Here is a 26,545-nt window from a genome sequence, read left to right on the forward strand (position 1 = left end):
TGATAGGCACATTAAAAACACTAATACAATTCCCATTATCACTTGTTTACAAACAAAAAAGACGTAACTACAAATAGTTACGCCTTCTCCATCATTTATCTAGGCTTTTTCTTCCCAGTAAATGCTGGTTTCTTTTTCTTTGGTGCTTTCGGTTTCGTTTCTACAAATGATCCTTTGAACATTTCTTGCTTCGTAAATACGATGCCTAGTTTTTTCGCAAATTGCAGTAATTTGCGCTCTTCTTGTGGTGTTACAAGAGATACGACAGTTCCTTCTTTGCCCATACGTCCAGTACGGCCTGAGCGGTGAATATATTGGTCTACTGTGTCTGGTAACTCTAGATGAATTACATGTGTTAAATCGTCAATATCGATACCGCGCGCTGCAATATCAGTAGCAAGTAGAATTTCTAATTTCCCTCCGCGGAAAGCACGCATTGTCGCTTCACGCTCTTGTTTACTTGCTTCTGCATGAAGAGCCGCCGCTTTCATTTTACGGAATTTCAATTTCTCAGTAATTTCATCTAAACGGAATGGATCGTTTAAGAAAGCAACTGCTTTTACATCGCCCATATGCATAATTCTTCTTACGTAATCATTTTTTTCGCGTCGCTCACAAATGATATACGTATGCTCAACTAAGCTTTTTGATTCTGCACGTGTTACACGTACTAATTGTGGTTCCACTGCTAAATCACGTGCCGCATCTTCTGCCGCTTTTGTCATTGTCGCCGAGAAGAATACTAATTGACGATCGCGCATCGTTGATTTAATTACATCTTGCACTGCGCCCATCATTTTTTGCTTTACAATTTGATCAAACTCATCAAATACAATTGTTTTTACTTCATGCATTTTTAGCTTTTTCATACGAATTAATTCTAAAATACGGCCTGGTGAACCGACAATTACTCTTGGGTGTTTCTTTAATTTTTCAACTTGGCGCTTAATATCTGCACCACCAATTAAAGATGCACCTGAAATTTCAGTTCCTGCTGTAAACTTTTGAACCTCTTCATGAATTTGCATTACAAGTTCACGTGTTGGCGCTAAAACAACAACTTGTGGCTGTTTTACTTCAGGATTAATTTTATGTAAAAGTGGTAATAAGTACGCTAATGTTTTTCCTGTTCCAGTTGGAGATTCAGCTATAACGTCTTGTCCTTCTAAAATAGTTGGAATCGCTTGTTTTTGAATTTCAGTTAACTCTTTAAAACCAGCCTTCTCCCAAGCTTGTTGTAAAAATGGTTGCATATCTTTTATCATTTGTTTTTCTCCTTTATCTCTATTTTTGAAGAAAATGCTGTATTGTTCGCACCGTTTCTATCATGTGTGAAATAACAGCTATTAAATCATCAACATGGTCTTCTGTAATCGCTTTTTGAAATAGAACCTCTATCTTATTATGATATGAAATCGCTTGCTTATTATATTCGTATGAAACTTTCTGCATAATCATTCTTTCTTTTCCCCATATAGAACGCATTAATGTTTCAATTTCTTCACATTTTACTTCTGGTTGTTCTAACGGGAATGAAAATGCTAGCTTCATCTCACAACCTGGTGTAAACTGAGGCACTTCTAGTATTTCACCAGACAAGTTCTTTGCATCCACAGATAATGAAAATGTTGCTTCTACTAATGGTTCAAACGGTTCTGTTAATTGAAATGAGATATGATATATACGACTTAATGAAGCAAGATCCATCATATCTTTTCGATCTGTTACAAGAATATCTCCATGTAGATCAAAATCATACACAGCACCTTCTACGATTACTTTTAAATTGTCAAAAGCAGTTGGATCAAACATAATTTCCTCCAAAAAACAGGCGCCTTTCGATGGAAAGGCGCCACTTGATGTATATATAGTTTACAGATAAACGAGATGAATTACAACCTTTTAGAATAAACCTACTGCTTTTCCATCTTCATTTACATCCATTTGAAGTGCTGCTGGCTGTTTTGGAAGACCTGGCATTGTTAACATTGTACCTGTTAACGCAACGATAAAGCCTGCACCGATCGATGGTTTTAACTCACGAATTGTAACGATAAAGTCAGATGGACGACCTAATTTTGTTGCATCGTCAGAAAGAGAGTATTGTGTTTTCGCCATACAAACTGGTAGATTACTCCAACCTTCTCCTTCATATTGAGCTAATTGCTTACGTGCTTTCGGAGCAAATTCAATATCTTTTGCGCCATATACTTTTTGAGCAATTGTACGAATTTTTTCTTCTAATGGTAATTCTAATTCATAAAGTGGTGCGTAGTTGTTTTCACCTTTTTCGATTTCTTTTAGTACTTTTTCAGCAAGGTCAACTCCGCCTTGGCCACCTTTCTCCCAAACTTCTGTTAAGGATACTGCATAGCCACGCTCATTACACCACTCTTGTAAGTATGTAACTTCTGCATCTGTATCTGTAATGAATTTATTAATTGCAATTACGAAAGGCACACCGAAGCTTTGAATTGTTTCAACATGCTTCTGTAAGTTTTCCATACCTTTTGCTAATGCATCTACATTTTCTTCTTTTAATTGATCTTTTGCAACGCCGCCATGCATTTTAAGCGCACGAATCGTCGCAACAATAACAACTGCTTCTGGTTTAATGCCAGCTGCACGAGCTTTAATATCTAAAAACTTCTCAGCGCCTAAATCAGCACCGAATCCAGCTTCTGTAATAACATAATCACCTAATTTTGCTGCCATTGTTGTAGCGATAACACTGTTACAACCGTGAGCAATATTCGCAAATGGTCCGCCATGAATAATAGCTGGTGTATTTTCTAACGTTTGTACTAAGTTCGGTTTTAATGCGTCTTTTAATAATAGTGTCAAAGCACCTTCTACACCTAAGTCTTTAACCGTTACAGGTTGATTTGCAAAGTTATAAGCAACTACGATGCGAGATAGACGCGCTTTTAAGTCTTGAATATCTGTTGCAAGGCAGAACACGGCCATAATTTCAGATGCTACTGTAATGTCAAAACCGTCTTCACGTGGTACACCTTGTACAGGTCCACCAAGACCAATTACTACGTTACGAAGGGCACGATCATTTAAGTCAACACAGCGTTTCCAAACGATTTTACGTGTATCAATTCCAAGTGTGTTTCCTTGTTGGATATGATTATCAATAAACGCTGCTAATGCGTTATTGGCAGTTGTGATCGCATGGATATCTCCAGTAAAGTGAAGGTTAATGTCTTCCATTGGTACGACTTGTGAAAAACCGCCACCTGCTGCTCCGCCTTTTAATCCCATCGTTGGTCCAAGAGATGGTTCGCGAAGTGCAATTACTGTTTTCTTACCAATTTTGTTAAAAGCTTGACCTAAACCAACTGTTACTGTTGATTTACCTTCTCCAGCTGGAGTTGGGTTAATCGCTGTTACTAAAACAACTTTACCGTCTTCCTCATCTTGTAAGCGCTTAAAAATATCAAGAGATAACTTACCTTTATAATGCCCGTATGGCTCTAATTCATCTTCTAAAATATTTAAATCAGCTGCAATTTCTTGAATCTTCTTCATACTCGCTTCTTGTGCGATTTCAATATCGGATTTCACTGTTGTAGTAGTTGTCATATACCCTAGTCCCCCTTTAATTGGTTCTGATGATATTGTATCAGTTTTTTGTATTTTCTGCACTTATTTACCTCCTAAAAATTCTTTCATTTCTTTATACGTTTTTTAACATAAATACCCATAAGAATGTTAACGATTGTTGTAACTCTGTAGGTAGTTGACCTAACATCTTCTCATTTACTCCGCGCTTATATACGCCGATGCCATCTATAACTTTAAAACCTTGTTCTTTCGCTAACTGTTCAAATTCCCAAGGCATCATCGTATTACAAACAACGTCTTTTCCATACAAGCGAGGATAACTGTTCTCTCGTGGCTTTGCTGTCGGCCCTAAAATTGCAATACATGCATATCCATCTTTCTTTAACACACGCTTTATTTCATTTAACGCTCGTAATGGCTCTTCCGTCCATTCTAAAGAATTAATTGCCATAATTGATTCAAATTGCTCATTTTCAAATGGTAATGCAGAAAGATCTCCTTTTATAAAAGATAAATTCGGTCCTTCTCCGCGCTCCTTACCTTTTTGAATCATCACTTCCGATAAATCTACTCCCACTGCTTTATAGCCTGCGTTACTTAATTTATATGTACCGTACCCATCACCACAACCAACATCGAGCACTTGTGCTTCTTTCTTCACGTATTGTTCAAAAAACGGAATAATTGTACTTCTGCTACCACTGTCCCACATCTCTTGACTATTTTGATTCCAAAACTCTGCGCTACTATCCCATTTCTTTTCTGCTGATTCATGCCAATTAAATTTCGTCATACATTCCCCTACCTTCACGCTTTATCACTCATTTCATTCTACATCATTTTCCAAAATTCCTGTTTTATCCCGCTTGCAGTAAGACACCTACCTCAAAATTCAATGGATGCGGACCAGTTAATGGGAGAGAACTGCTCATAAAAATCCAATTGTTGCTGGCTGATAATCAGTCGTGATGGAAAAAATCCCTCACTTTATCTTCAATAGGAGATGGATATGTTAACGATGGAATACGTATTCTCCATTTTTTGCTTTACTTGGGTTTAACTCATACTCATGCTCTTCTCATTTTGAAAGATACTATAGATACACCCAATTGAAAGAGAGGGATGTACATGCGAAGAAAGAGAAATCATCATTTTAAAAGTGGTGAAAAAAACGAAGAGTATGCTGCTGAAATATCACCAGCTGGCATTCCAATTAGACATAAGCGTAAAGAAATTGCAAATGAGATAGAAGGTACAAATACCGGTGCAATGGTAGGCTATGTCGCTTTATTTCTTTCGTTATTCTCCATTGCTTTTTATCCAGTTACGCTCGGCTCCCTAGCAATTTTAGTTGGCCTATTAGCTGTCAATTTCGGAGCAAGAACACTTGGATATACAGCCATTGGTTTTGGTAGTTTTTCTGTTTTATTTACTTTACTTTATCCGCTTGCTTTGTCAGCGTTTTAAAAAAACACACCAAGTCATACTTGGTGTGTTCATTCATGATACAACATAATATGACCGCATCCACAACAATGTTTCGCTGTAATTTCTTGAAACACTGGATAATTTTCTTCATCTCGATGCTCAATAAATACTTTTTCAAATCGATACATGTTTGGTGCATATGCCCAATCTTGTTTCGTACGTGCATATAACGTTGAGGAAAAAAACTCCTCACCGCCACAAACAATACATGTGTTCTTCATCAATACCCCTCCTATGCTTGTCTTACTTCATCTATATGAACATAAGCATAAAAAAAAGACCTTCTATTACTAGAAAGTCTTCTCTGAAACAAAAAGAAATGTACCAAACATTCCTACTCCGCTATATTCTTTTGAAACACCAGCTTCTGTTTTAAATGTTTGCTTTACAGTCATAAAGAATACACCATTTCGTGCATCTGTACTTTCAAATTGTAGTTTTTCTTTTTTACCATCTACATTTTGCGTGCATTCAAAACTACTCTCATTACAATTCAACGCATACTTATCCTGTACATACACTTTAAAATCTGATTCTTTCGGACAAGTTATAAGTAATATTGCCACGAGAATAATACTTATAATACCCACAATTGTATAATATTTCTTCATTTGTACTCCTTTCAAATGACAAGAAAACTTGACTTCATACGCCAAGTTTTCTTAGTCAACAACCCATTGCCACTCTTGTTCTTTCTTATCAAAAATGAGCCAACCTGTTTCTGTTGCTTCCTCTTTCAATTCATCGATATTATCTAACACCTCATCCGTACTTTCATACGAACCAACTACATATACCGGAATTTCAAGACCTCTTCTTGACTCAATCTTCCCTGCTAGATCTATGTAAAGACCATCTTCCATTAGTGGAATAAGTCCCATAATCAATTCTTTTGAAATCGCTGGGAAAATTTTTGATTTTTGGAAGAAAGAAAAACGTTTCTTACCGAAAGCACCGAGTTTATACGGAATGACTTTACTTAACATTCCTACAAAATCAGCAATTCTACGATAATACACTTTGTTGTACCATCCGTCATCATGTGAAAAATAAACAAATCGATTTTTCAGTAACGGAAAGAATGTTCTTGCAAGTGGTTCTTTTTTGTGAGCCAAATATAATAATTCTGCAATTTCTTTCGGCTCTAATTCATCTAAATCGCTTGCATCATCAAAATCTACCCAACAAAATTCATCAAATTCATCAATCTCTGCTTGAATTAACTTATGTATATTTTCTTCCTCAACATATTCAAATAAAGTATGATAATGAAAATCCGTCCATTCAAAGTTGTGCTTTAAAAGCAACACTTGATGAAGCGGTGAAGGGATGTTACTCGCAAACTCTTTAAACGTAATTCCTGATGTAATAAAACAATGACCTCGACGATTACCATTAATATATATCATATTCTTTACTTGGTCAGATCCTCCAGACAAAGCACCTAGCCACCTTCGTTTTATATGTTTCAATTCTATAGCATATTTTAACATGAAAAATTTTAGAAACATAGAAAAAACTTCAAAAACTATTTACAATTTCATGTGTTTTATTACATAGTGATTACAAGAAAAAACGCCTGCTCATAAGCAGGCGTTTTTAAAGGATTTCATCAGGGTTTTGAGGATGATGATTTCCCTCTTTCTTTTCTTCTTTTTGGAACATCGATTGAATTTTATCAATTGTTTGTGGAGCTAATTCAATCATTTTTTCTGCTAAATGTGTCGCATTTTGTAGATGCAGAATATTTACTCCATCTTTATTCACCACAAGAAATGCTACTGGTGTAATCGAAACACCACCCGCGCTACCGCCACCAAATGCAGGGTTACCGTTCGCTCTTTGTCCATCATTCGTTTGGAAATCAGAACCTCCTGCTCCAAAACCGAACGCTACTTTAGAAACCGTTAACACCACACCACCGTCAGCCGTTTGAACAGGCTCTCCAACAATCGTATTTACATCAACCATTTCTTTTAAATTTTCCATTGCTGCTTTCATTAACCCTTGAATTGGATGATCCACCGTTCATAACCTCCTTTGTCATATCTTTCCTAGTTTTTCCGAAAGTTTGTGAACTAAACATAAAATTTTATATTGATTTCAAAAAACTTAAGTTATAATATTTAGAAAAATAAAAAAAAGAGGTCAATTCGTTATGATGCGAAAATTAACAAAGAAAGATCATGAACAAGTATTCGCTTATCTAAAAGAAGAAGCAGCCCTTAACTTGTTTATTATTGGAGATATTGAAGCTTTCGGTTATGACACAGATTTTCAAGAATTATGGGGAGTATTTAAAGAGAATGGAACATTAAAATCAATTCTACTCCGATTCCACGATTCATTTATACCCTATAGTAAAGAAGAATTTATTACCACTGATTATGAGGCACTTCTTTCCACATATAAGCCGCTTAAACTCTCTGGTAAGTCAACTATTGTAGAAAAGTTTGAAATTGCTCCAAGTCTACAATTAGGCGTCAAAAATGAAATGTATTTTTGTGAATGTCTAAATGACAACAACTTACCTAGCACACCAATTCATGAAACAATTAAACTTGCCTCACTAGATGATGTAGAGCGAATTATGCAATTGCGAGGTAACATTGCTGAATTTCCAGTTGTTAATGAATCAGAGAAAATATTAAGACAAGCTCTCAAAACAAATACAGGACGCACATATTATATTGAAAAAGACGGTGCTATCATCGCATCCGCCTCTACTTCCGCTGAAAATTCATTATCCGCTATGGTAGTTGGTGTATGTACACACCCGAATTATCGCGGAAATGGTTACGCTTCACTCATATTACAAAAAATGATCCAAGACTTTACGAAAGAAGGCCGAACACTTTGTTTATTTTATAACAATCCAGCTGCTGGACGAATTTATAAACGACTAGGATTTAAAGACATTGGAATGTGGACGATGTATCGATAATAAGAGATACTCTATAAACGAAAATAGTTGTAACTTAGCAATAAAAGCTGATTACACAAAAACCCCACACCGTTATTATGAAGAAACTACTTGTAAAGCCATACCCCTAACTAAAACATGTCATGTATTCAAGCTAATTTTAGATAGATAAACGCCCCAATTGTTGCATCTACTCCAGCAATTGGGGCGTTTATCCTCAAATTCTTTCCACTATATTTATGAAACATTTATTCCACTTATATCGCTATTATCATTACGTGCAAATGCTCTCCTTAATATTACTGCTTCTTATTATACTGTGCTTTAAAATCAATATATTCCTGTTTCGCATCTTGGTTATTGCCTTGGTGACTATCAAAAGATGTATGTATTTGTGATATGTATTTTACTAACTTGCCTTCATCATTTCTTTTCTTATAATTTATTACAATACTTACTTCCAATATCTGCTTTGAACCATTTTTAGAATCAATATGCAATGCGATTGATCCACCACCATATTCATCATATTGTATTTTCAACTTATCATTAATGATACTCTGAAACTCTAATTCAGTTAGTTTGTATCCAACAGTACTAGGCTGATCAAACTTTTTTATATCATCCCCGGGCTTCATCTTTAGTTTCCCTATCCCTTTTAAACGATCTACAATTAAGTTCACATATGAAACATCCAGATTCGATTCCGGACTTTGTACCTGTCCATTTTTATACATAATATTGGTACGATAAACAACTTCTTCTTTATTATCTTTGCTGTCTACTGCTGAAGTAACCTCTTGTGTTGTATTTCCATATAAACTTTTATCTTTCGTATTATATATCCCTTCCGAAGTTTGATAGATTGTTTTTCTATGCTCTCCATCTTCTTTTTGCTCATATGTACTATATATACCTCTTTGTTTCACATACGCATATCCATCATCACTAGCGGACATAACCTTTTTCATGTCACCTTCATCCAAAGCTTTGACAAATGGCTCATACTCTATCTTCGTCTCCCCAAAACCACATCCACTTAATAAACTTGATACTATTAACAGAACTATCATCATCCTAGCTTTCTTCTTTAACTTCATACTGACCCCCCGTTGATTTCTCTAGGCATTTTTAGGTTCATTACATTCCCATTTTGATAGTAATATAGTTCACCTTTACTTACCGGTATTTATTAACTCATACAGATTATATTGAAGATACTTTAATTTTTAATAGCATTAATTTATATACAATCCTTAATTGTTTATATATTCTATTCGAATTTTCAGAAACCAAAACTTATTTTATTTCTTTAGTTTTCTTTTTTCCTTCTCTTCATAAAGCTTTAGTCTTTTCTGACGTTCCCTTTCATGTTCCTCCCACGAAATATAAAATGATGGAAATTTAAATCTACAATAGGCTAATAATTGGAACTCTGCTGCACCTATGGCTACCGCGTACATTACAAGGGTTCCTGCCATATACCCCACTAAAACCCCTGTTTCATAATTATTATGAACATAAATTAAGATAAGAAGGGTTAGTACATATATCGTAACACCAATCATTGCATTGCCTTTTGTTTTACTAAAAAATGAAGTTGCTCTTTCATCCATACTAAATGCCCCACTCTCTGCTTGTTTAAAGGTATCAATCGTTGTCACCAGGTGAACAAAAACTGCTCCTAGAAACAATAAACCCACATACAATAATGTAATTTGATCAATTGAATAATTCGAAATTGCTGGAAGTATAAACAATGTGAATCCTATAGTTCCTAGCTGAAATGCAAATAATAATATCACAAGTGCTTGCAACTTTTGATATTTGAAACGAGCTTTTGGAATTAGATATAGAATGAAAAAGATTACTTGCAAACCATATAACACTAATTCAATACTAACAATTATTTTGTCAAAGAGAGTCGGATAGTATCCCCAGCCAATCTTAATTAATGCTACCAAAATAAAAAGCATGAATAATGAACTATAAACTATTCCTCCAAACATAAATCCCACAGAGTCTTCTGGGCTTAAGCGATTTCTACATGTTATTTTAAATTCATCTAAATCTTTTTCTTTTATATTCCACATATAATTACACCATCTTTTCTAAAATCATGTAATAACTCTATTTTTGTAGACAAACTGAGAGTAAATAAATGTTTTTGGTATTTCATATTAAACTAGCCTTTTTTACTTTTTCTAATAAACATAACATATAACAATAGCATCGATATTAACCCTATCCCACCGCCCAACACCCCTCCATATTCTTCTAGATATATGCAAAGAAATATACTACCAATAAAAAATATTATTCCGAAGATAACAATCCACTTCCCCAGAAACTCTGCTACTTTATATAGAATTAAAGAGATAAACATAATCCCAACAATAATAGGTGCTATTACACTTTCAAATAAACCTTTTTCTTTTTTTGCAGCTTTAGAATCTTTATTCAAGATATTACATTCCTCCCTTTACTAGTTAATTTATGAATAATGTATTCATTCTATCTTCAATGTAAGTTTACGAGTATCATTTATAACTTTCATTTCAGTTTTTGTTTCGCTTTTGTTCTTTCTCTCTTATTCTTTTTCTATTTGCTATAAATTCTTGGTGTTCCTTTTCATGTTGTTTCCACGTAATATTAAATGATGGAAATTTAAAGCGACAATACACCAATAGGACGAATTCTGCTGATACTACAGCGAATATATATAATATTATTGTTTGTACAACATAAATTGCCATTTGACTAAATGTATAATTAAGATTTAGAAAAATTAATATAAGTAGAACCATTACACCAATTGTCATTCCAATCGATAAATATAATTTTGCGTTAGTAAAAAATGAGACAGCTGGTCCTTCCGATTTATATCCTCCATGTTTTGCCTTTTTAAAAACATCAATTGTAGTTACAATGTGAGTACAAAGCGCCCCTAACATTATTAAACAAATATAAACTAACGTTTTATTATTACTTGGAAAATCAAACATTCCTTCAACCATCATAACGATAAATGGTAATGTTGCTAATTGAAAAGAATAAAATAAAGTCACGATGGCTTGGAGTTTCTGTAATTTAAAAGCAACCTTTGAAGACATGAAAATTATTAAAAAAATCAACTCCAAAATGTATAACTTTACCTCAGATCGTACCAAAAATATTTCAAATGGTGTTAAAGAAATCTTATCACCGTTCAGCAAAACACCTAAAAACATGATGAACATTGGTATAGAAGTATATGCAAAAACTCCTACATAAAAGATTCTTATATAATCCGGACTTAATCGGTTTTTATTTGCAATTTTGAATAAACCTAAATCTTCTTCCTTTATTTTAAGCATCCATCTTTCCTCATTTCGAAGCAAAACTTATTTCTTTATTTTGTTTGCTTCTTTTCCTTCTCTTCATACATCTTTAGTCTTTTCTGACGTTCTCTTTCATGTTCCTCCCACGAAATATAAAATGACGGAAACTTAAATCTACAATAGACTAATAATTGGAACTCTGCTGCGCCTATGGCTATCGCGTACATGATGAATGTAAATATAAAGTAACCAAACATTATGCTCAATGAGTAATTATTTTGTATATAAATTAAAACGAGAAGAATTAGTACATAAATTACCACACCAAACATTACATTTTTCTTTTCCTTATTAAAAAATGAAGTAGATCTTTCTCCCATACTAAACGCACCTTTACTTGCTTGTTTAAAAGTATCAAATGTTGTTACACCATGAACAAGTATTGCTCCTAATACTAGTAAACCTACATAAATAAGCGTAATAAAATTAATAGAATAATTACTCATCCCTGGAAGAACAAACGCCGTAAGACCTATAGTACCTAACTGAAACGCATATAATAATATCACCAATGTCTGGAGCTTTTGAAATTTAAAACGTACCTTAGGGATCAGATATATAATAAAAAAGATTACTTGTAGGCTATATAACAACAATTCCATTCTGACCATTACTGTGTCAAAAAGAGTCGGATAGTAATCCCAGCCAAATCTAATTAATGCTCCAAAAATAAAAAGCATCAATAATGAACTATAAAGCATTCCACCAAACATAAACAACATAGCTCCTTCAGGGCTTAAACGATGTCTACATGTAATTCTAAATTCATCTAGATCTTCTTCTTTTATGTTCCACATTTGTTAGCTTCACCTTTCCCCGAACTATAGTATATTACCAAAATAAAGATTCAATTTTCTTAGTCACTGATTTTATACCTTTTTATTTTCATCGCCACTCTTAACTATCTCTTTTGTTGTACTGCGCCTTGTATTTTAAATATTCCTGTCTCGCATCTTGGTTATTATCCTGTTTTCTATTAAAATACGTTATTATTTGGAACATATTTTCTATTAATTTTCCATCCTCATTCTTTTCTTTAAAATCTATATCTATCCTCATTTGCAAAATTTGTTTTGGATTTTTTGAGGCATCCAGGTGCAATACGATTGTTGCTCCATCAAATTCATCGTATTGTATCTTTAATTTATTATTAATAATATCTTTAAATTCAGATTCAGTTAGTCGATATCCAACTGAATTAGGCTGATCAAACTTTTTTATATCATTCTCGGGCTTCATCTTTAGTTTCCCTATCCCATTTAAACGATCTACAATTAAGTTTACGTATGAAACATCTAGATTTGAATCCGAACTTTTCACCTGTCCATTTTCATACTTAACATGAGTACTATAAATAGTTTCTTTTTTATAATTTTCATTTGTCCTTTTCCCCTTGTCTTTTTCTATATCAGTCGCAACTGTTTGTATCGCCTCTCCATATAAACTTTTATCTTTTGTATTATATACACCTTCCGTAGTTTGACGAATTGTCTTACTGTGCTCTCCATCTTCTTTTTGCTCAAACGTACTATAAATACCTCTTTGAGTCACATAAGCATATCCATCATCACTCGCAGACATTACCGTACTCATGTCCTCTTCATCCAATGCCTTTACTAATCTCTCATACTCTATTTTTGTTTCCCCGAAACTGCACGCGCTTAGTAAAAACGTTACAGTCATTACAATAACTATTTTTTTAACTAACCTTTTACTCATACCATAACTACACCTTTCCCCTTATTTTATACATTACTTGCTATTTGAATATTGTTTTTCATACTTCTCATATCGGGTTTTAGAAGCTTTATCGTTATCTTCTTTACTATTTAAATAGATTGCTATTTTTTGATCATGCCTTATTAATCGGCCTTCTTTATTCTTTTTTTCATATCCCATTGTGATGCTTATTGTAGTGAATTCCATTGGATTTTCTTTTGAATCTTTCGCCGAACTAAACTCCATTAATAATATTGCTTCATCAAATTTATCGTAGTCCACCTTTAACTTATCATTAATTATTTCTTGAAATTCCGATTCGGTTAAGTAATATGTTACCTTGGATGACTCACTAAATCTTTTTTTATCTTTTTTGGGTCTTAAACTATCTATTCCCTTTAATCTATTAAATATAAATCGAACATTCGAAACATCCAAATTTTGATCTGGACTTTTTGATTGATTATCTTCATATTTAATACTAGTTCTATATACAATCTCTTCTTTTTTTTGCTCACTATTTAATGAACTAGCAATTTCTTGCAAAGTTGTTCCATAGAACTTTTTTTCTTTAATATTGTATACTCCTCCTGTTGTTTGATATACAACGCTAATGCGATTATCATTTTCCGCCCCAAACGTGCTATCCCTAACCTCTTCTTTCACATAAGCATACCCATCATCACTCGCAGACATAGCCGTCTTCATATCACCTTCATCCAATGCCTTTACTAATCTCTCATACTCTATCTTCGTCTCCCCAAAACCACATCCACTTAATAAATTTGCTATTATTGACAGAACTATCATCATCTTGGCTTTCTTCTTTAACTTCATACTGACACCCCGTTGATTTCTCTAGGCATTTTTAAGTTCATTATGTTTCTTTTTGGAAAGTAATACATTTCACCTTTACTTACTGATATTTACTTACTGATATTTACTTACTCATACAGATTATATTGAAGATACTTTAATTTTTAATAGCATCGATTTCTATACAATCCTTAATTGTTTATATATTCTGTTCGAATTTTCAGAAACCAAAACTTATTTTGCTTTCTTTTCCTCTCTCTCTTTATAACGCTTTAAGAATTCCTGACGTTCCCTTTCATGTTCCTCCCACGAAATGTAAAATATCGGAAATTTAAATCTACAATAGGCTAATAATTGGAACTCTGCTGCACCTATGGCTACTGAATATAGTATAAGGGTCAATACGGCATACCAACCTATTTGCCCCATCGTATAATCATTATTAATATAAATTAAGATTAAGAGAGTTAATACATATAGTATAGAGGCAATCATTAATAAATCTTTTGTCTTACTAAAAAATGAAACTGAATTTTCCCACTTACTAAATGCGCCTTCGCTAGCTTGCTTAAAGGTATTAATTGTTGTAAAAATATGAATAATAAAAGCTCCTAACAATAATAAGGCTACATAAGTCAATGTAACATGATCATTTGAATAACCGAAAATACTCGAAACAACTACTGTTACAAATCCTATAGTCGCAAGTTGAAGTGCATATAGCAATATAACTATAGCTTGTAACTTTTGAAATTTAAAACGGGCTTTGGGAAATAAATATACAATAAGAAAAATGATTTGTAAGCTATACAAACATAACTCTATTTTAATAATTGTTTCCTCTAGTAAACTAGGATATACTGACCAACCAAATTTCACCTAACATGATTAATGAGGTGTATATGATTGAGCCTAGCATAAAACCTACAGCAGCTTCAGGACTTAAACGGTTTCTACATGTTATTTTAAATGCATCTAAATCTTTTTCTTTTATGTTCCACATATAATGACACCACCTTTTCTAAAAACATGTATTAACTCTATTTTTGTAGACAAACTGAGAGTTAATACATGTTTTTGGTATTTCATATTAAACTAGCTTTTTTACTTTTTCTAATAAACATAAAATACAACAGTAACATTGATATTAACCCTATCCTACCGCCCAATCCCCCTCCATATTCTTCTAGATATATGCAAAGAAATATACTACCAATAAAAAATATTATTCCAAAGATAACAATCCACTTCCCCAGAAACTGTGCTACTTTATATAGAATTAAAAGATAAACATGATCCCGACAATAATAGGTACTATTACACTTTCAAATAAACCTTTTTCTGTTTTTACAGTTTTGGGATCTTTATTCAAGATATTACATCCCTCCCTTTACTAGTTAACTTATGAATAATGCATTTATTCTATATAAGTTTACAATTATCATTTACAACTTTCATTTCAGTTTTTGTTTCGCTTTTGTTCTTTCTCTCTTATTCTTTTTCTATTTGCTATAAATTCGTGGCGTTCCTTTTCATGTTGTTCCCACGTAATACTAGATATTTAGATTCTTATTCAATCAAAAATAGACTTTCCTCTTTCCATGTTGGAAGAGGAAAGTCTATTTATTTCTAAATATATTATAGCCCTTGTTTTATTAATAATTGTTACTTATTATTTTCAGCCTTGTTCTTTATCGTTTTTACAAATTCATTTCGCCATATTTTAAAATTATGAGCAAATTTTCCTTCAATAGAATTTTTATACCCTTCAAATTTCACTTCTAAAATATCAAAGTCATTGAATAATTTATATGTCTCTGCCGTCAAACCTACTGGGTGTAATACCCCACCATAATCATAGAAAGTGTCTTCATCGAGAAGTATTCCTCTTGTAGTAATTACATACTCTACATCTTTTTCTTCCTCAGTACTCAACCTCACTACACTTCCTAAAGGCAAAACTTTCTCCATATAATCTTTCATATTAATTCACCGATCCTTTTAATACGATAATTTTCTCTTCTATTTTTTGTCGCCTTTTTTCTAATTGGCGAATACGATCAATAAAAGCATCACGTGTTTTACCTTGCAAACTATTATCAATACTACTTTCTAATCTTCTAATATCTCCTGTCAAAGATACAGCTGCTTTTTCAAGTTGCATAACAACGTTAATAATTTGATCTCGCCCACCACTGTCCGGAAATGTACTATGAACCCTCGACATTATCATATGTAAATCCATCCTCATACCCCCTTCCTTAACATTTATCAATAATAGGAAACCGAAGCTAACTCTTCATCTTTTGCTATCATAGAAATTACCGCATCTGTTACATCTTGACTTAACTCTTTTAAATCATTTGAAAGTTCGTTCACATCTCTGGAAATCTCTACTAATAATGAACGATTTAATCCTCTACTACCATCATTCATAAAATAGTTTAATAATGATTGGCGATGACTTCTTACATAATCTCCAGCAATTGAAGCAATATTTGTATCAATTTCAAAGTCACCTTTAAATATATCTAAAATATCTTGAACAAGAGAAGATGCTACTTCTTTTGCAATTGCTATAATTTCATCACGGGATAAATAAAGAATAATGCATCCTACTAAAAAATCTACAGCTGCGTTAAATACTGATTCTAACACTTCAAGTACCTTTTCCTTACATTTTGCTAATTTATTCTCTATCCAATCCACAGCCGCATTCACCTGATTTCTAACTTCTTGTATAACTTCCTTACTAAATTTCAAAGCTTTTTTTCCTGTTTCTACACCTATACTTGCTATTTTTGTTGCTAGAGCACTAGTATCTCCCACTACTGTTATTGCAACTAGAATTGCACTGACTGGGGTTCCATTTACCACTAAATCCACTACAACTTCTTCTGTTGTACTTAATGTTTTTTTTCCAGTGATTCCTTTATATAGGTCCCCAGCAGATTCTGATATTTCTAAAAAACCAAATTTCCAATCAAATCCTGTTTCGCTAACCTTTTTCAATTTATCTATTGCTACATTCCCATTCCTAGAATAAAACTTTGGATCATATAAAAAAGAATGCCCTTCCCCATTTTCCATTTTATAAACCTGTCCAGGTATTACAAAATCTGCGGCCTTAATGGCGCCATACAAAGGATCATATTCATTTATAAGACTGCGGCAATTTTTCATATTGGTCCCGTATCCGTACTTAACCACATCTTTATTTAAAACAGGCGCAGGATTTAAAGCTAATACGTTTATATTATCTTCTTGATGTCTTAATGCAACTGTATTCGCTGCTCCGCCACCTAAGGAGTGCCCTAGTAAAGTTATCTTCTTTCCTTTATTCCCCGCCTTGACTTTTTCATAAAATTTTTCTGCTTGACTATACTGAAATTCTGCTAATGACCCCAATATAGGTGAATTAGTTAAATTATGCAGTCCAATTGCTCCATCGGTTGCTAAATCACCTATTTGGCTCGGTTGGGTTCCAACGTATACAATGAAAATTTCATGCGTGTTTCTATCCTCTAAAGCATACGCCCCAAATCCAGTTACTGAATGAATATCATCAGAAGCTATAATATTAGCATTAAAGTTGTCTTGTAACTTCTGTTTATTTATTATTGGATCAGAATTATTATATTTTTTTTCTTGTGCATTATAATCATAAATATCTTTTGCCGATAATCTTAATTTTCCTACATCACTACTTAATTTATAATCTTCCTCATTCACCATATTCTCCCCCTTATATATTAATGGCTTTCTTTAAATTTCTTTTCATATTGTAAGTAATCTTTTTTTGATTTCCGATTATTTTCTTCTTTATTATGTAAATATGTTGTTATTTCTTGATCATGCCTAATCATATTATTTTCTTCATTTCTTTGTTTATAGCCTATCGAAATTGTTATCTCTGTTATTTCCATCGGATTTTCCTTTGTATCCTTAGCAGAATTAAATTCAATTAGTAGTGTTGCATAACTAAACTTCTCATACTCTAATCCTAAATTCCCATTAAATAGCTCTTTAAATTGAGTTTCTGATAAATTATAGCTTATCGTAGCTGGTTGGCTGAAGCTTTTTTTATTCACATTTGGTTTCAATTCTTTTATTCCTTGCACTCTATTGAGCATTAATTTTATATTAGACATATCTCCCCCTCGATTTGAAGCTTCTAGCTGTCCATTTTCGTATCTTATATCTGACTTGAATACAACTTCTTCTTTATATTGTGGGTTGTCACTATGTTTTTCATCCTCAACTGGAGTATTGACTTTCTTTTGTGCCTCACCAAAAAGAATATTATCTTTAATACTATAAATACCTTGCGTTGTTTGATAAACTACTCCTATTTGCTTATTATTATCCTCAATAAAAGTGCTATCCCTAACCTCTTCTTTCACATACGCATACCCATCATCACTCGCAGACATAACTGTCTTCATGTCCCCTTCATCCAATGCCTCTACTAATCTCTCATACTCTATCTTTGTCTCCCCAAAACCACATCCACTTAATAAACTTGCCATTATTGACACGACTATCATCACCTTAGCTTTCTTCTTTAATTTCATACTGTCACCTCGTTAGTTACTCTAGGCATTTTTAGTTTCATTATGTTCCCTTTTTGATAGTAATACACTTCATCTTTACCTAATGGTGCTTCGTTGCTTATATATTTTATGTTGAAGATACTTTGATCATTTAATGGCATTGCGATAATTGCTGCTGTTAGCTTACTTCTCATTTTCATAGGTAGAGCTTCACGATTTCGGTCCATGTAGTCGTGGTGACCTGCTAATACAAAGTAAATGCCTACTGTACGAGATAGATCAATTAAAGTTGCTGCATCTTCCATTTCTAAATAAACAAATTTACTAAACTCTTCAACATTTGTCATGATAATGAGTTGTTTTGTGAATGCAGGAATTTCTCTACCTTCTTGTCTTGCTTGTGCTAATTCAAGAGCTCGTTCACGAATTACTTCCATCCAATACTTTGCATGCATGTTGATTTCATTTTCGTCTACAATGTAGTGCGTCACATCGTCTTTATATTGAACGAAACTATACTCTGCTGTATCCACCAACGTCACACTTTCAAAATAATCTTTATTCAATTGAGATAGGATACTAGATACAATTTGTTTTCTCATACTATCATCTACACTATAAATCATTAAATGATCATTCACTGCAATATCATGAGCTACAACTTCTACGTTTGCAAAATCAAGCCCCATTGGAATTCTTGCTGCTTGTAGAGCTTTTGTAACGTCTTTATTTTTACGATAAGTAGCAATATCAATCACTTCTGGCATCATTGGAATTGCCTTCGGACGTTCTCCATCCCATTCTCGGTCCATATCATTTGCTTCTTGTTGTAATAATTGAATTTGTTGTAGTTCATCTTCTGCTTTCGTAGGCAATGCAGCCTGGAATAATGTAGGAGATTCTAGTTTTATTAACGCTCTTCCTGCTGTTTCTTCCACTTTTATATCAGATCTCCCTACAATACTAGCTACTTCACTTTGATCAATCATATATAGGCAAGTTTGGATTTTAATATTATTGTACAATTGAATTCTAAGTGCATTTTGTCGCCCTGCACTAATTAAGGTATGAATTCCTAAACTTGCACCATCTCGGACAATTTGCATAATTAGCATTTCAAAGCTTTCATAGAACTTCGCTTCTTTTACTGCATCATAATTGTCGATTGCAATAATAATATGTGGTATTTCTTTCCCGCTTGCCTTTTCATACATTTCAATATTTGCAACGTCATATTCACTTAATAATCGTTTACGATTTTTCATTTCTTGAGTTAATCTTTCAACAAACTTTAAACATTTTTCAGATTCATCAATCGTAATCGTATCCGCTACATGAGGTAATCCTTTCAAAGGTAGAAGACCATTTGTTCCAAGGTCCACTAAATACACATGCAAATGCTCCGGACTATGCTGACGAGCTACATCCATAATGACTGATTGTAAGAATGTTGATTTTCCGTAGCCTGGGCTTGAGAAGACCGCTACGTGTCCGTCTTTACTAATATCTAGTGTTAATGGTGTTTGTGATTGTAATTCTGGCTGATCTAGTAGACCAACTGTTGCTTGTAATGGTTTCTTTTCTTTCGTCCATGCTTCTTTGAACTGAATAGCATGTAAGTCTTGTAAATATACGCTTTCTGGAAGTGGTGGTAACCACGGTCTTGCTAACGCTTCAATTTCATTTATTTCTGCGTAATCGTGAATGTAGTCAATAACAGCATCCAGTTCAGATGGTACGCTTATTACTTCTTTACTGCTACCAAGTCCACTTAAGTCTTCACTTAATATTTCATATTGTCCTAGATCATTTATTGCATAGATTGTTGCATCTAAATGTTCTTTATCCTCTTTATTTTCTACATAGTCTGCTCCGCTCCAAGCTGATTGGAATAGTTCATAAATTTCATTATTCCCAACTTGTAAGTAAGCACGTCCTGGTAATGTAATTTCAGCAGCATCCGGTGTTTTTAAAATTTCATTACTATCTGACGTATTTTGAACTTTTAATGCTAGTTTGAATTTCGAGTTACTCCAAATTTGATCATCTACAACACCACTCGGTTTTTGCGTAGCTAATATTAAATGGATTCCGAGCGAACGACCGATACGCGCTGTTGAAACTAACTCTTTCATAAACTCTGGTTGTTCTGACTTCAGTTCCGCGAATTCATCACTAATTAAAAATAGATGCGGCATCGGCTCACTTACTAAGCCTTCTTTATACAGTTTTTGATACTGATTAATATGGTTTACATCATTTTCACCAAATAATCGTTGTCTTTTTTGCAATTCAGCTTTAATTGATGCGAGCGCTCTCATACTTTGTGCTCCATCTAAGTTCGTAATTGTTCCTAATAAATGCGGTAAGTTTTTGAATAAATTCGCCATTCCGCCGCCTTTATAGTCAATTAGTAAAAAGGCTACTTCGTACGGGTGGAAATTGACTGCTAGAGATAAAATATACGATTGTATAATTTCCGATTTACCTGAACCTGTTGTACCTGCTATTAATCCGTGTGGTCCGTGTGCTTTTTCGTGTAAGTTTAAGTTTACGATATCTTCTTTACCACGTAATCCAAGTGGTACAGCTAAAGATTTATGCGCTGCATTTTTCTCCCAACGACTTGTGATATTCAGTTCTTTTACTTTTTCAACGCCGTACATTTCTAAAAATGTTACGCTTTCTGGAATACTATTTTTTAAGTTTTGCAAATGATTTAATGGTGCTAATGCCCGTGAAATATCTTCTAAATTGAATCCTTTTGGCACATGATTTAGCTTAAATTGACGGTTAACAAGTTCTCCTTGCTCTAAGATGATGTTCCCTTGTTTTGCATCTCTTATATCTATTACCGTTTTCACATGCTCCGGTAAACTTTGCATAACATCTTGTACAAATACAAGCGATACACCTAATTGACTCGGGTCATCATTAAAGAATTCCATAACAACATGGTCTAATATTAGTTTTTCATCTGTAATGAGAACGACATAGTGCGGTGCAAAGTACATTTTTTCATTAGTAGAATTTTTTTCATCTAGTTTTAATTTTCGTTCTTTCAATATTTGATACAAACTATTTAACACTTGATCACGGCTACGATCATGGTATACAAATCCACGTACATTTATATCGCGAACACTTCCATGAGGTAACCAGCGCATCCAATCCCATTTTTCTTTTTCCTCTTCCGGAAAAATAGTAATAAACTGCAAGTCATAATAACTATGGAATAAAGCCGTTTGTGCAACTAATAATTGTAATTGCTCTAACACTAAAGAGCGTTGACCAATATAACCGACTGGTCCATTCATTAAATCTGTTACAACTGGTACATCTTCCAATGATAGATAACGCTGTCTTAGTTCACGTGCTATATCAATTAATTCATCTTTCGTTTGACTAAATTCTTCTTCATTAAATTGAATTTCAAAACTCGTATTAGCTTGTCCTGTTCCAACGCTAAATGTTAAGAAATCATGATGTAACATTGTTTTTTCATAAATTCGAGGATTTACTTGAACTGCCATATTACGTATTACTTCTACATTTGGATTGTGATAATGTAATGCGTGACGCTGTTTTTCACTTTCTGCATGTAAATCTTTCGTTTTTTGTTTTATATACTCTCTATAGCTTTTATCTCGTTCAACAATGTCGACTTTATATTGCTTCAAATTTTTAATATACGATGTGACAGAAACAATGATTGTTACTAATGTCATCGCAATCGATGCGATAATAAACATTCCATATTTCATGAAAATAGCAAGTAATACAGTTACGACAATCATGACAAGTGAAGGTGCAATGATTCTTGCTAAATGCTCCGTTGGTTTTGATGGCATACTTGAAGGCTTTGCAATTGTCATTTTCTCTTCTGGTTCACGGTAAATAATACGTGGTGAACGATGATAGTCTGGATAACCACTTTGATAATTTGTTTCTGATTCTACTAAAATAGGTAACGCAGATTTCACTTTATCTTCTGAAGAAAGTACTTGAATGTCTTCACTACCAATCTCCAATAAAATACCATCAAAATATAATACGTCTCCTGATTCCAACATAACGCTATCTTTTAACTTCGTATAATTATGAAATACATCCCCGCCATACACGTTCACTTTAAAAGAATCGTACAACGTTTCGCGAGATAGCATTAAATCTACACTAGTCCCGGTAATAGAAATATCATCGTAATCGTTTTGACTCACTGTAAGAGAATGTTTCGTTCCGATATCAAACACTTTAGTTGTGCCAACAATAGATATAAAGATTTTCAAGCTCACATCTCTTGTTTTCCCAATCTCAATTTCCTTATTGAATTCTATTAATTGATCCTGTACCATCCAAGCATTTACTTCATTATTCCACTTTAACTCTACTTCTTGTTCTAAACTTGGATTCGTAATATCGTTTGTCCACTCTTTTCCAATCGACACTATTGATTGCTCATTTGGATGTAATGTGCACTTATATATTTTGTCTCCATAAGTCAATACTAATAGTTGCTCCATCCGTGTTCACTGCTCCTTTTCAACTGTCTCATCAAGTGCTTACTCTTTTTTCTCTGTGTCCGACAAATTTTTATCGTTTGATGAATTGCCATATTTCTTTTTATATTCATCTAATTGTTGCTCATATGTTTTTAACTTTTGATCACGTTCTTCCCCTGATAAATCCGGATTATTTTTCAGTGATTCAATTTGTTTAACAAGGCCGTACATAATAAGCTGAGGATCATCAAGTGTCTTAGCTAAATCTAATGATTTATCAAAATTACCTTTTCCGTTATACATCCAATACAGCAAATACTTTTCATCACTTTTCAAACTAATGTTTTTCATAATCGATTTCTTTTGAGCTTCACCTAGTTTTTCAGCTGTAATGTATGCAAATGCTAACTCATATTTAGATGCAATCGGTAATGATTCAAACTCCTCTTCATTCAATTGCGTAATGACTTTGTCATAATCAGTTGCTATGAAACTTGCATTTGCTTCTAACAATTTATTTTGATAAGGAAATTTTATAAAAGTGAAATATATTAAAGGAGCAGCTAAAATAACTGTCGCCGCTATGAAGGAAAAAGCTAAGTATTTAAATGATTTATAGCTTTTTTTAGGTACTAACTGCATATTTTTTTCTGTTTTTGTTTGTTCCTTCTCAAAGCTGTCATCAAGAAACTGCAGTAATGCATCTAAGCTTTCCATTTGAGCAACGGTCTGTTCAAATGTTGTTTCTTTTGCATCTTTTAGTAACCCAGCATACAAATCATCAAAGTTATGTTTTTGGGAGAATAAAGCAATAATTAGACACTTATATTGTGTTAAAAATTGCTCTTCTAATAACGGGGTTGGCGGAACAATATCTCGAATTCCTCTATGTATAATACTTGGTATTAAATTAGCATTAAAAACTATATTGTCTGGATGTAAAAAGAACGTGATTCGTTTATTTAAATATTTACGAAACTGCGCAACATTCCGAAGTAGTCTTAATTTCTCATTTCTTCCAAAACGGCTAAGATCGTCCCACTTATATAATTTTTTATCTACTTGATATAGAAACGTAAACATATCATCCGTTTCTTCTATTGTTAATGGTACAAATTCAGATGATTCGCCCGTAATTATATCGAATTGACGGAAGTCTTTTATACGTGTTTGAGATTTGGTCATCTCCAATTTCCAATTTTCTTTTTCTATTTGAAATTGATAGTTCATTGCATCAATTTGAATTATTTTTTCCGTCATGTTTATCCTCTTCTCCTTTTCTTTATAACCCGTAATAACTTATTTTCAAATAACTAAAAGTAAAAAATATTCTTTATAAAACTTGCAAAATATCTCCATCTGTTATTTGGTGATCAATTAAACGATCATTATCTGTTAAAACAATTGACTTATTTTTCACTTTAATTACAAAATGTGAACCTTCATGATTATCAATCTTTAGCGTATCTAATAAGTTTTTTAATAAATATTTAATAGATTGATGATTCGGAATACGCAAATCATATGTATTTCCATTCCATTTACTAAAATCTACTGTCACATTGATATGTGTTTGTATTGCCATCGCTTTACCTCCAACTTTTACGAAGAACTGTATAAATACCGATGCAAATAAGTAGAATGCCGCCGCCAAATAATAATATTATTGTTATACTAATTGGCTCTTCATTCATTGTTTCATTACTTGCTACTTCATCTGCACTTTTTCTGACAATGTATTCACTGCTAAACAAACTATTTTTCGTATCTTTAACACTATTATTCTCTTTTTGTTTTATAAAAAGAGAATCTCGCAAAGCTTCCATATCTTTTTGTTCTTTCTTTTTCTTTTTCTCAATTTCTTCTTCTATATCTTTGTTAAATAACTCAATCGATGCTTTATCTAATTCTGTTTCCTTATGTTCCTTTTTATTTTTTTCTTGGTCGCTTTCTTCAAGTCGATCCACTTTAAACTTAATCTTCCCATCATCACCAAGATAACTGTCAGCCGCGCTCCTTATCGGTAGCGCGACAAACAGTAAAAGGATAGAGAGAAATGATAACTTAGCCACTATGCTCCATTGTTTGATCATTTACTTCTTTTTCCTCCCATTTCTTATGCCATACAAATAGATTACTAACCAATCCAATAATGGCAATTACAAACAATACGACAAAAATAACTTTCCCAGTATCTTTACCACTAATAAAATCATTTAGAAAACTTTCTATATACTGAAGCGGTGAGAATTGACGTATCTTTCCGACAGAGGACATTTGATCTACTTTACTTCCAACTGCCTCAGTTAAAAATAGGTACATGCTTAAAAATACTAATAGTATAAACATACCTACCATTTTTATTTGTCGTAATAAGTAGGTTGAGACCAATACAAACGCCATCATAATAAATGTGATGAACGCAATCCATAGTAAACTTTGATCCTGACCGAACTTTAAAAGACGCCCAGAAATGATACCTATACTAATCCCTTCCACAATTGATATACCGAAAGCTACTACTGTAGTTGGTACATTCATATCAATTAATGAGAATTTCTCTTCAAAATGATCTGATTGCATTCGTTTCTTTTCTTGATTCGCAATTGCGTATGCTGTAAATAATGCAACAATGAAACAAGTTAATACAATTAAGTACGGTGTAAAAGCATTACCTGCTACAATTACTCCATCATTTTGCTTTTGAACTGGACTAGCTAAAAAGTCATATAGCATTTCATTTTGACGATCTCCAATACGACTATTCGCTAAAATTTTCGTAAAGTTTTTGGAGAATGATTTATCATCTTCCATTTTCTTCGTAAAGTCGTTTAATAATAAATCAGCTTTTGAAACAATTGTCGTTCCGCTGTCTTGAATTTCTTTTGCTTGTCCATTGATTTGATCAAATGTTTTATATACATCGTCTGAAGTTGCTAAACTATGTTTCGAACTTTCGACCAATGACTGACTTTGCATCATTAATGATTTAATACCAGAATCTAACGATAAAATAGCTGTTTGCTCACCAGCATGATTTGTTGTTAATACTTGCTGCTCTTCAACTAGCTTTAAGCTATTCTCACGCCATTTCGCTAAACCTTTTACATACTCTCCTAAATTTTCATTCATACTAGTTGCTTGTTGCGTCGTTCCATTTAATTTCTCCGCTAGTAGCATAGAATTTTGATCCGCACTAGTAATAGATTGTTGATAAGAGTTTATTTTTTGTTTTAAACCTGACATATCTTGCTTTATTTCTGTAGTAATACTTGATGAAACAAGATTTGAAATTAAATCAATTAAGCTTTGTTTATTTAATACGTAGTACAAAGATTGATCCGTCGCAATTGCATCTAAACTTCCCTCTTCTAACTTAGGACCTACATCTTTCGTTCTTAAATCAATCCCATAATACATTTCGTAAAGGCTCATTAAACCTTGATAACTTTCGACTGTATCTACTGCTTCTTTTATTAATACACTAGATATGTTTTTTGTTAATACTTCTGCTTTTTGATGTACAACTTGATTCGTTGTACTTTCAATAGTTTTTGAATTGCTACCGTTATCTGTCCCAGTGTCTGGCTT

General features: G+C 33.2%; 24 protein-coding genes and 5 pseudogenes. 2 read left to right on the forward strand and 27 right to left on the reverse strand.

The window, feature by feature from the left end; translation table 11 throughout:
* Positions 1-95: 95 nt before the first annotated feature.
* The 4 genes from MR107_RS15535 to MR107_RS15550 all read right to left on the reverse strand — a co-directional run bounded on the left by MR107_RS15535 (position 96) and on the right by MR107_RS15550 (position 4,366).
* Positions 96-1,265 (reverse strand): DEAD/DEAH box helicase, encoded by a 1,170-nt coding sequence (locus tag MR107_RS15535; RefSeq protein WP_000588613.1) that lies wholly within the window; start codon positions 1,263-1,265, stop codon positions 96-98.
* Between the two features lie 19 nt (positions 1,266-1,284).
* Entirely contained in the window at positions 1,285-1,812 is a 528-nt protein-coding gene (locus MR107_RS15540; RefSeq protein WP_242292503.1) for a hypothetical protein, read from the reverse strand.
* Between the two features lie 90 nt (positions 1,813-1,902).
* The gene (locus tag MR107_RS15545) at positions 1,903-3,591 is read right to left on the reverse strand and encodes a formate--tetrahydrofolate ligase (RefSeq protein ID WP_013141915.1); all 1,689 of its coding nucleotides are present in this window, start codon (positions 3,589-3,591) and stop codon (positions 1,903-1,905) included.
* Between the two features lie 94 nt (positions 3,592-3,685).
* Entirely contained in the window at positions 3,686-4,366 is a 681-nt protein-coding gene (locus tag MR107_RS15550) for a class I SAM-dependent methyltransferase (protein WP_242292504.1), read from the reverse strand.
* 335 nt (positions 4,367-4,701) lie between these two features.
* Between MR107_RS15550 and MR107_RS15555 the strand changes: the two genes are divergently transcribed.
* A complete protein-coding gene (locus MR107_RS15555; RefSeq protein WP_001253201.1) occupies positions 4,702-5,040 on the forward strand; it encodes a hypothetical protein in 339 nt (112 codons plus the stop codon).
* 29 nt (positions 5,041-5,069) lie between these two features.
* Here the strand turns inward: MR107_RS15555 and MR107_RS15560 are convergent, their stop codons facing one another.
* From MR107_RS15560 to ytfJ, 4 genes are all read right to left on the reverse strand, one after another.
* A complete protein-coding gene (locus MR107_RS15560) occupies positions 5,070-5,282 on the reverse strand; it encodes a hypothetical protein (protein ID WP_000798747.1) in 213 nt (70 codons plus the stop codon).
* A 69-nt stretch (positions 5,283-5,351) separates the two neighbouring features.
* On the reverse strand, positions 5,352-5,672 hold the full coding sequence (locus tag MR107_RS15565) for a hypothetical protein (RefSeq protein WP_000761174.1): 321 nt from the start codon (positions 5,670-5,672) through the stop codon (positions 5,352-5,354).
* 51 nt (positions 5,673-5,723) lie between these two features.
* A complete protein-coding gene (locus MR107_RS15570; RefSeq protein ID WP_000014087.1) occupies positions 5,724-6,500 on the reverse strand; it encodes an oxalate:formate antiporter in 777 nt (258 codons plus the stop codon).
* Positions 6,501-6,660: 160 nt separating this feature from the next.
* On the reverse strand, positions 6,661-7,086 hold the full coding sequence (ytfJ, locus tag MR107_RS15575; RefSeq protein WP_000349991.1) for a GerW family sporulation protein: 426 nt from the start codon (positions 7,084-7,086) through the stop codon (positions 6,661-6,663).
* Positions 7,087-7,219: 133 nt separating this feature from the next.
* On the opposite strand from ytfJ, the gene MR107_RS15580 reads away from it, so the two are divergent.
* On the forward strand, positions 7,220-8,005 hold the full coding sequence (locus MR107_RS15580; RefSeq protein WP_242292505.1) for a GNAT family N-acetyltransferase: 786 nt from the start codon (positions 7,220-7,222) through the stop codon (positions 8,003-8,005).
* A gap of 278 nt (positions 8,006-8,283) precedes the next feature.
* On the opposite strand, the gene MR107_RS15585 is transcribed toward MR107_RS15580, so the two are convergent.
* The 19 genes and pseudogenes from MR107_RS15585 to MR107_RS15665 form a co-directional block, all read right to left on the reverse strand.
* Positions 8,284-9,084 carry a DUF3952 domain-containing protein gene (locus MR107_RS15585; protein ID WP_242292506.1) on the reverse strand — a complete coding sequence of 267 codons (801 nt, stop codon included), beginning with the start codon at positions 9,082-9,084 and terminating at the stop codon, positions 8,284-8,286.
* A gap of 204 nt (positions 9,085-9,288) precedes the next feature.
* Positions 9,289-10,077, reverse strand: coding sequence for a hypothetical protein (locus tag MR107_RS15590; RefSeq protein ID WP_000267178.1), 789 nt, complete (start codon positions 10,075-10,077; stop codon positions 9,289-9,291).
* A 92-nt stretch (positions 10,078-10,169) separates the two neighbouring features.
* Complete coding sequence (locus MR107_RS15595) at positions 10,170-10,448, reverse strand: hypothetical protein (protein WP_001030792.1); 279 nt, start codon at positions 10,446-10,448, stop codon at positions 10,170-10,172.
* A gap of 94 nt (positions 10,449-10,542) precedes the next feature.
* Complete coding sequence (locus MR107_RS15600) at positions 10,543-11,340, reverse strand: hypothetical protein (RefSeq protein ID WP_071740432.1); 798 nt, start codon at positions 11,338-11,340, stop codon at positions 10,543-10,545.
* Between the two features lie 35 nt (positions 11,341-11,375).
* Complete coding sequence (locus tag MR107_RS15605) at positions 11,376-12,161, reverse strand: hypothetical protein (RefSeq protein ID WP_000267098.1); 786 nt, start codon at positions 12,159-12,161, stop codon at positions 11,376-11,378.
* A gap of 100 nt (positions 12,162-12,261) precedes the next feature.
* On the reverse strand, positions 12,262-13,083 hold the full coding sequence (locus MR107_RS15610) for a DUF3952 domain-containing protein (protein WP_029442153.1): 822 nt from the start codon (positions 13,081-13,083) through the stop codon (positions 12,262-12,264).
* Between the two features lie 33 nt (positions 13,084-13,116).
* Positions 13,117-13,920 (reverse strand): DUF3952 domain-containing protein, encoded by an 804-nt coding sequence (locus MR107_RS15615; protein WP_071740430.1) that lies wholly within the window; start codon positions 13,918-13,920, stop codon positions 13,117-13,119.
* A 213-nt stretch (positions 13,921-14,133) separates the two neighbouring features.
* Positions 14,134-14,902, reverse strand: a pseudogene (locus MR107_RS15620) (hypothetical protein).
* An 82-nt stretch (positions 14,903-14,984) separates the two neighbouring features.
* Positions 14,985-15,271 (reverse strand): annotated as a pseudogene (locus MR107_RS31705) (hypothetical protein).
* Positions 15,272-15,564: 293 nt separating this feature from the next.
* Complete coding sequence (locus MR107_RS15625; RefSeq protein WP_000656387.1) at positions 15,565-15,882, reverse strand: DUF4176 domain-containing protein; 318 nt, start codon at positions 15,880-15,882, stop codon at positions 15,565-15,567.
* A 1-nt stretch (position 15,883) separates the two neighbouring features.
* A complete protein-coding gene (locus MR107_RS15630) occupies positions 15,884-16,144 on the reverse strand; it encodes a hypothetical protein (RefSeq protein ID WP_000363091.1) in 261 nt (86 codons plus the stop codon).
* A gap of 26 nt (positions 16,145-16,170) precedes the next feature.
* Positions 16,171-17,634, reverse strand: coding sequence for an alpha/beta hydrolase family protein (locus MR107_RS15635; RefSeq protein ID WP_242292507.1), 1,464 nt, complete (start codon positions 17,632-17,634; stop codon positions 16,171-16,173).
* Between the two features lie 17 nt (positions 17,635-17,651).
* Positions 17,652-18,473 (reverse strand): DUF3952 domain-containing protein, encoded by an 822-nt coding sequence (locus tag MR107_RS15640; RefSeq protein WP_000768469.1) that lies wholly within the window; start codon positions 18,471-18,473, stop codon positions 17,652-17,654.
* A pseudogene (gene essC / locus MR107_RS15645) lies at positions 18,470-22,699 on the reverse strand (type VII secretion protein EssC); the annotation flags it as partial. The gene MR107_RS15640 and the pseudogene essC, both read right to left, overlap by 4 nt.
* Positions 22,694-22,975: pseudogene (locus MR107_RS31985) on the reverse strand (FtsK/SpoIIIE N-terminal domain-containing protein); the annotation flags it as partial. The pseudogenes essC and MR107_RS31985, both read right to left, overlap by 6 nt.
* Before the next feature lie 39 nt (positions 22,976-23,014).
* Positions 23,015-24,214: a type VII secretion protein EssB gene (essB, locus tag MR107_RS15650; RefSeq protein WP_000136611.1), complete on the reverse strand. Its 1,200-nt coding sequence runs from the start codon at positions 24,212-24,214 to the stop codon at positions 23,015-23,017.
* A 73-nt stretch (positions 24,215-24,287) separates the two neighbouring features.
* Positions 24,288-24,539 (reverse strand): EsaB/YukD family protein, encoded by a 252-nt coding sequence (locus tag MR107_RS15655; RefSeq protein WP_001007571.1) that lies wholly within the window; start codon positions 24,537-24,539, stop codon positions 24,288-24,290.
* 4 nt (positions 24,540-24,543) lie between these two features.
* Positions 24,544-25,047, reverse strand: coding sequence for a type VII secretion protein EssA (essA, locus tag MR107_RS15660; RefSeq protein ID WP_000595653.1), 504 nt, complete (start codon positions 25,045-25,047; stop codon positions 24,544-24,546).
* Positions 25,019-26,545 (reverse strand): annotated as a pseudogene (locus tag MR107_RS15665) (type VII secretion protein EsaA); the annotation flags it as partial. The pseudogene MR107_RS15665 and the gene essA, both read right to left, overlap by 29 nt.

The sequence above is a fragment of the Bacillus cereus group sp. BfR-BA-01441 genome, assembly GCF_022663075.1.
In the GTDB taxonomy this organism is placed as follows: domain Bacteria; phylum Bacillota; class Bacilli; order Bacillales; family Bacillaceae_G; genus Bacillus_A; species Bacillus_A cereus.

Bases quoted from the DNA above. Each gene is read 5' to 3' on its own strand.
- MR107_RS15535 (WP_000588613.1), bottom strand. From the start codon at position 1,265: ATGATAAAAGATATGCAACCATTTTTACAACAAGCTTGGGAGAAGGCT.
- MR107_RS15540 (WP_242292503.1), bottom strand. From the start codon at position 1,812: ATGTTTGATCCAACTGCTTTTGACAATTTAAAAGTAATCGTAGAAGGT.
- MR107_RS15545 (WP_013141915.1), bottom strand. From the start codon at position 3,591: ATGACAACTACTACAACAGTGAAATCCGATATTGAAATCGCACAAGAA.
- MR107_RS15550 (WP_242292504.1), bottom strand. From the start codon at position 4,366: ATGACGAAATTTAATTGGCATGAATCAGCAGAAAAGAAATGGGATAGT.
- MR107_RS15555 (WP_001253201.1), top strand. From the start codon at position 4,702: ATGCGAAGAAAGAGAAATCATCATTTTAAAAGTGGTGAAAAAAACGAA.
- MR107_RS15560 (WP_000798747.1), bottom strand. From the start codon at position 5,282: ATGAAGAACACATGTATTGTTTGTGGCGGTGAGGAGTTTTTTTCCTCA.
- MR107_RS15565 (WP_000761174.1), bottom strand. From the start codon at position 5,672: ATGAAGAAATATTATACAATTGTGGGTATTATAAGTATTATTCTCGTG.
- MR107_RS15580 (WP_242292505.1), top strand. From the start codon at position 7,220: ATGATGCGAAAATTAACAAAGAAAGATCATGAACAAGTATTCGCTTAT.
- MR107_RS15585 (WP_242292506.1), bottom strand. From the start codon at position 9,084: ATGAAGTTAAAGAAGAAAGCTAGGATGATGATAGTTCTGTTAATAGTA.
- MR107_RS15590 (WP_000267178.1), bottom strand. From the start codon at position 10,077: ATGTGGAATATAAAAGAAAAAGATTTAGATGAATTTAAAATAACATGT.
- MR107_RS15600 (WP_071740432.1), bottom strand. From the start codon at position 11,340: ATGCTTAAAATAAAGGAAGAAGATTTAGGTTTATTCAAAATTGCAAAT.
- MR107_RS15605 (WP_000267098.1), bottom strand. From the start codon at position 12,161: ATGTGGAACATAAAAGAAGAAGATCTAGATGAATTTAGAATTACATGT.
- MR107_RS15610 (WP_029442153.1), bottom strand. From the start codon at position 13,083: ATGAGTAAAAGGTTAGTTAAAAAAATAGTTATTGTAATGACTGTAACG.
- MR107_RS15615 (WP_071740430.1), bottom strand. From the start codon at position 13,920: ATGAAGTTAAAGAAGAAAGCCAAGATGATGATAGTTCTGTCAATAATA.
- MR107_RS15625 (WP_000656387.1), bottom strand. From the start codon at position 15,882: ATGAAAGATTATATGGAGAAAGTTTTGCCTTTAGGAAGTGTAGTGAGG.
- MR107_RS15630 (WP_000363091.1), bottom strand. From the start codon at position 16,144: ATGGATTTACATATGATAATGTCGAGGGTTCATAGTACATTTCCGGAC.
- MR107_RS15635 (WP_242292507.1), bottom strand. From the start codon at position 17,634: ATGGTGAATGAGGAAGATTATAAATTAAGTAGTGATGTAGGAAAATTA.
- MR107_RS15640 (WP_000768469.1), bottom strand. From the start codon at position 18,473: ATGAAATTAAAGAAGAAAGCTAAGGTGATGATAGTCGTGTCAATAATG.
- essB (WP_000136611.1), bottom strand. From the start codon at position 24,214: ATGACGGAAAAAATAATTCAAATTGATGCAATGAACTATCAATTTCAA.
- MR107_RS15655 (WP_001007571.1), bottom strand. From the start codon at position 24,539: ATGGCAATACAAACACATATCAATGTGACAGTAGATTTTAGTAAATGG.
- essA (WP_000595653.1), bottom strand. From the start codon at position 25,047: ATGATCAAACAATGGAGCATAGTGGCTAAGTTATCATTTCTCTCTATC.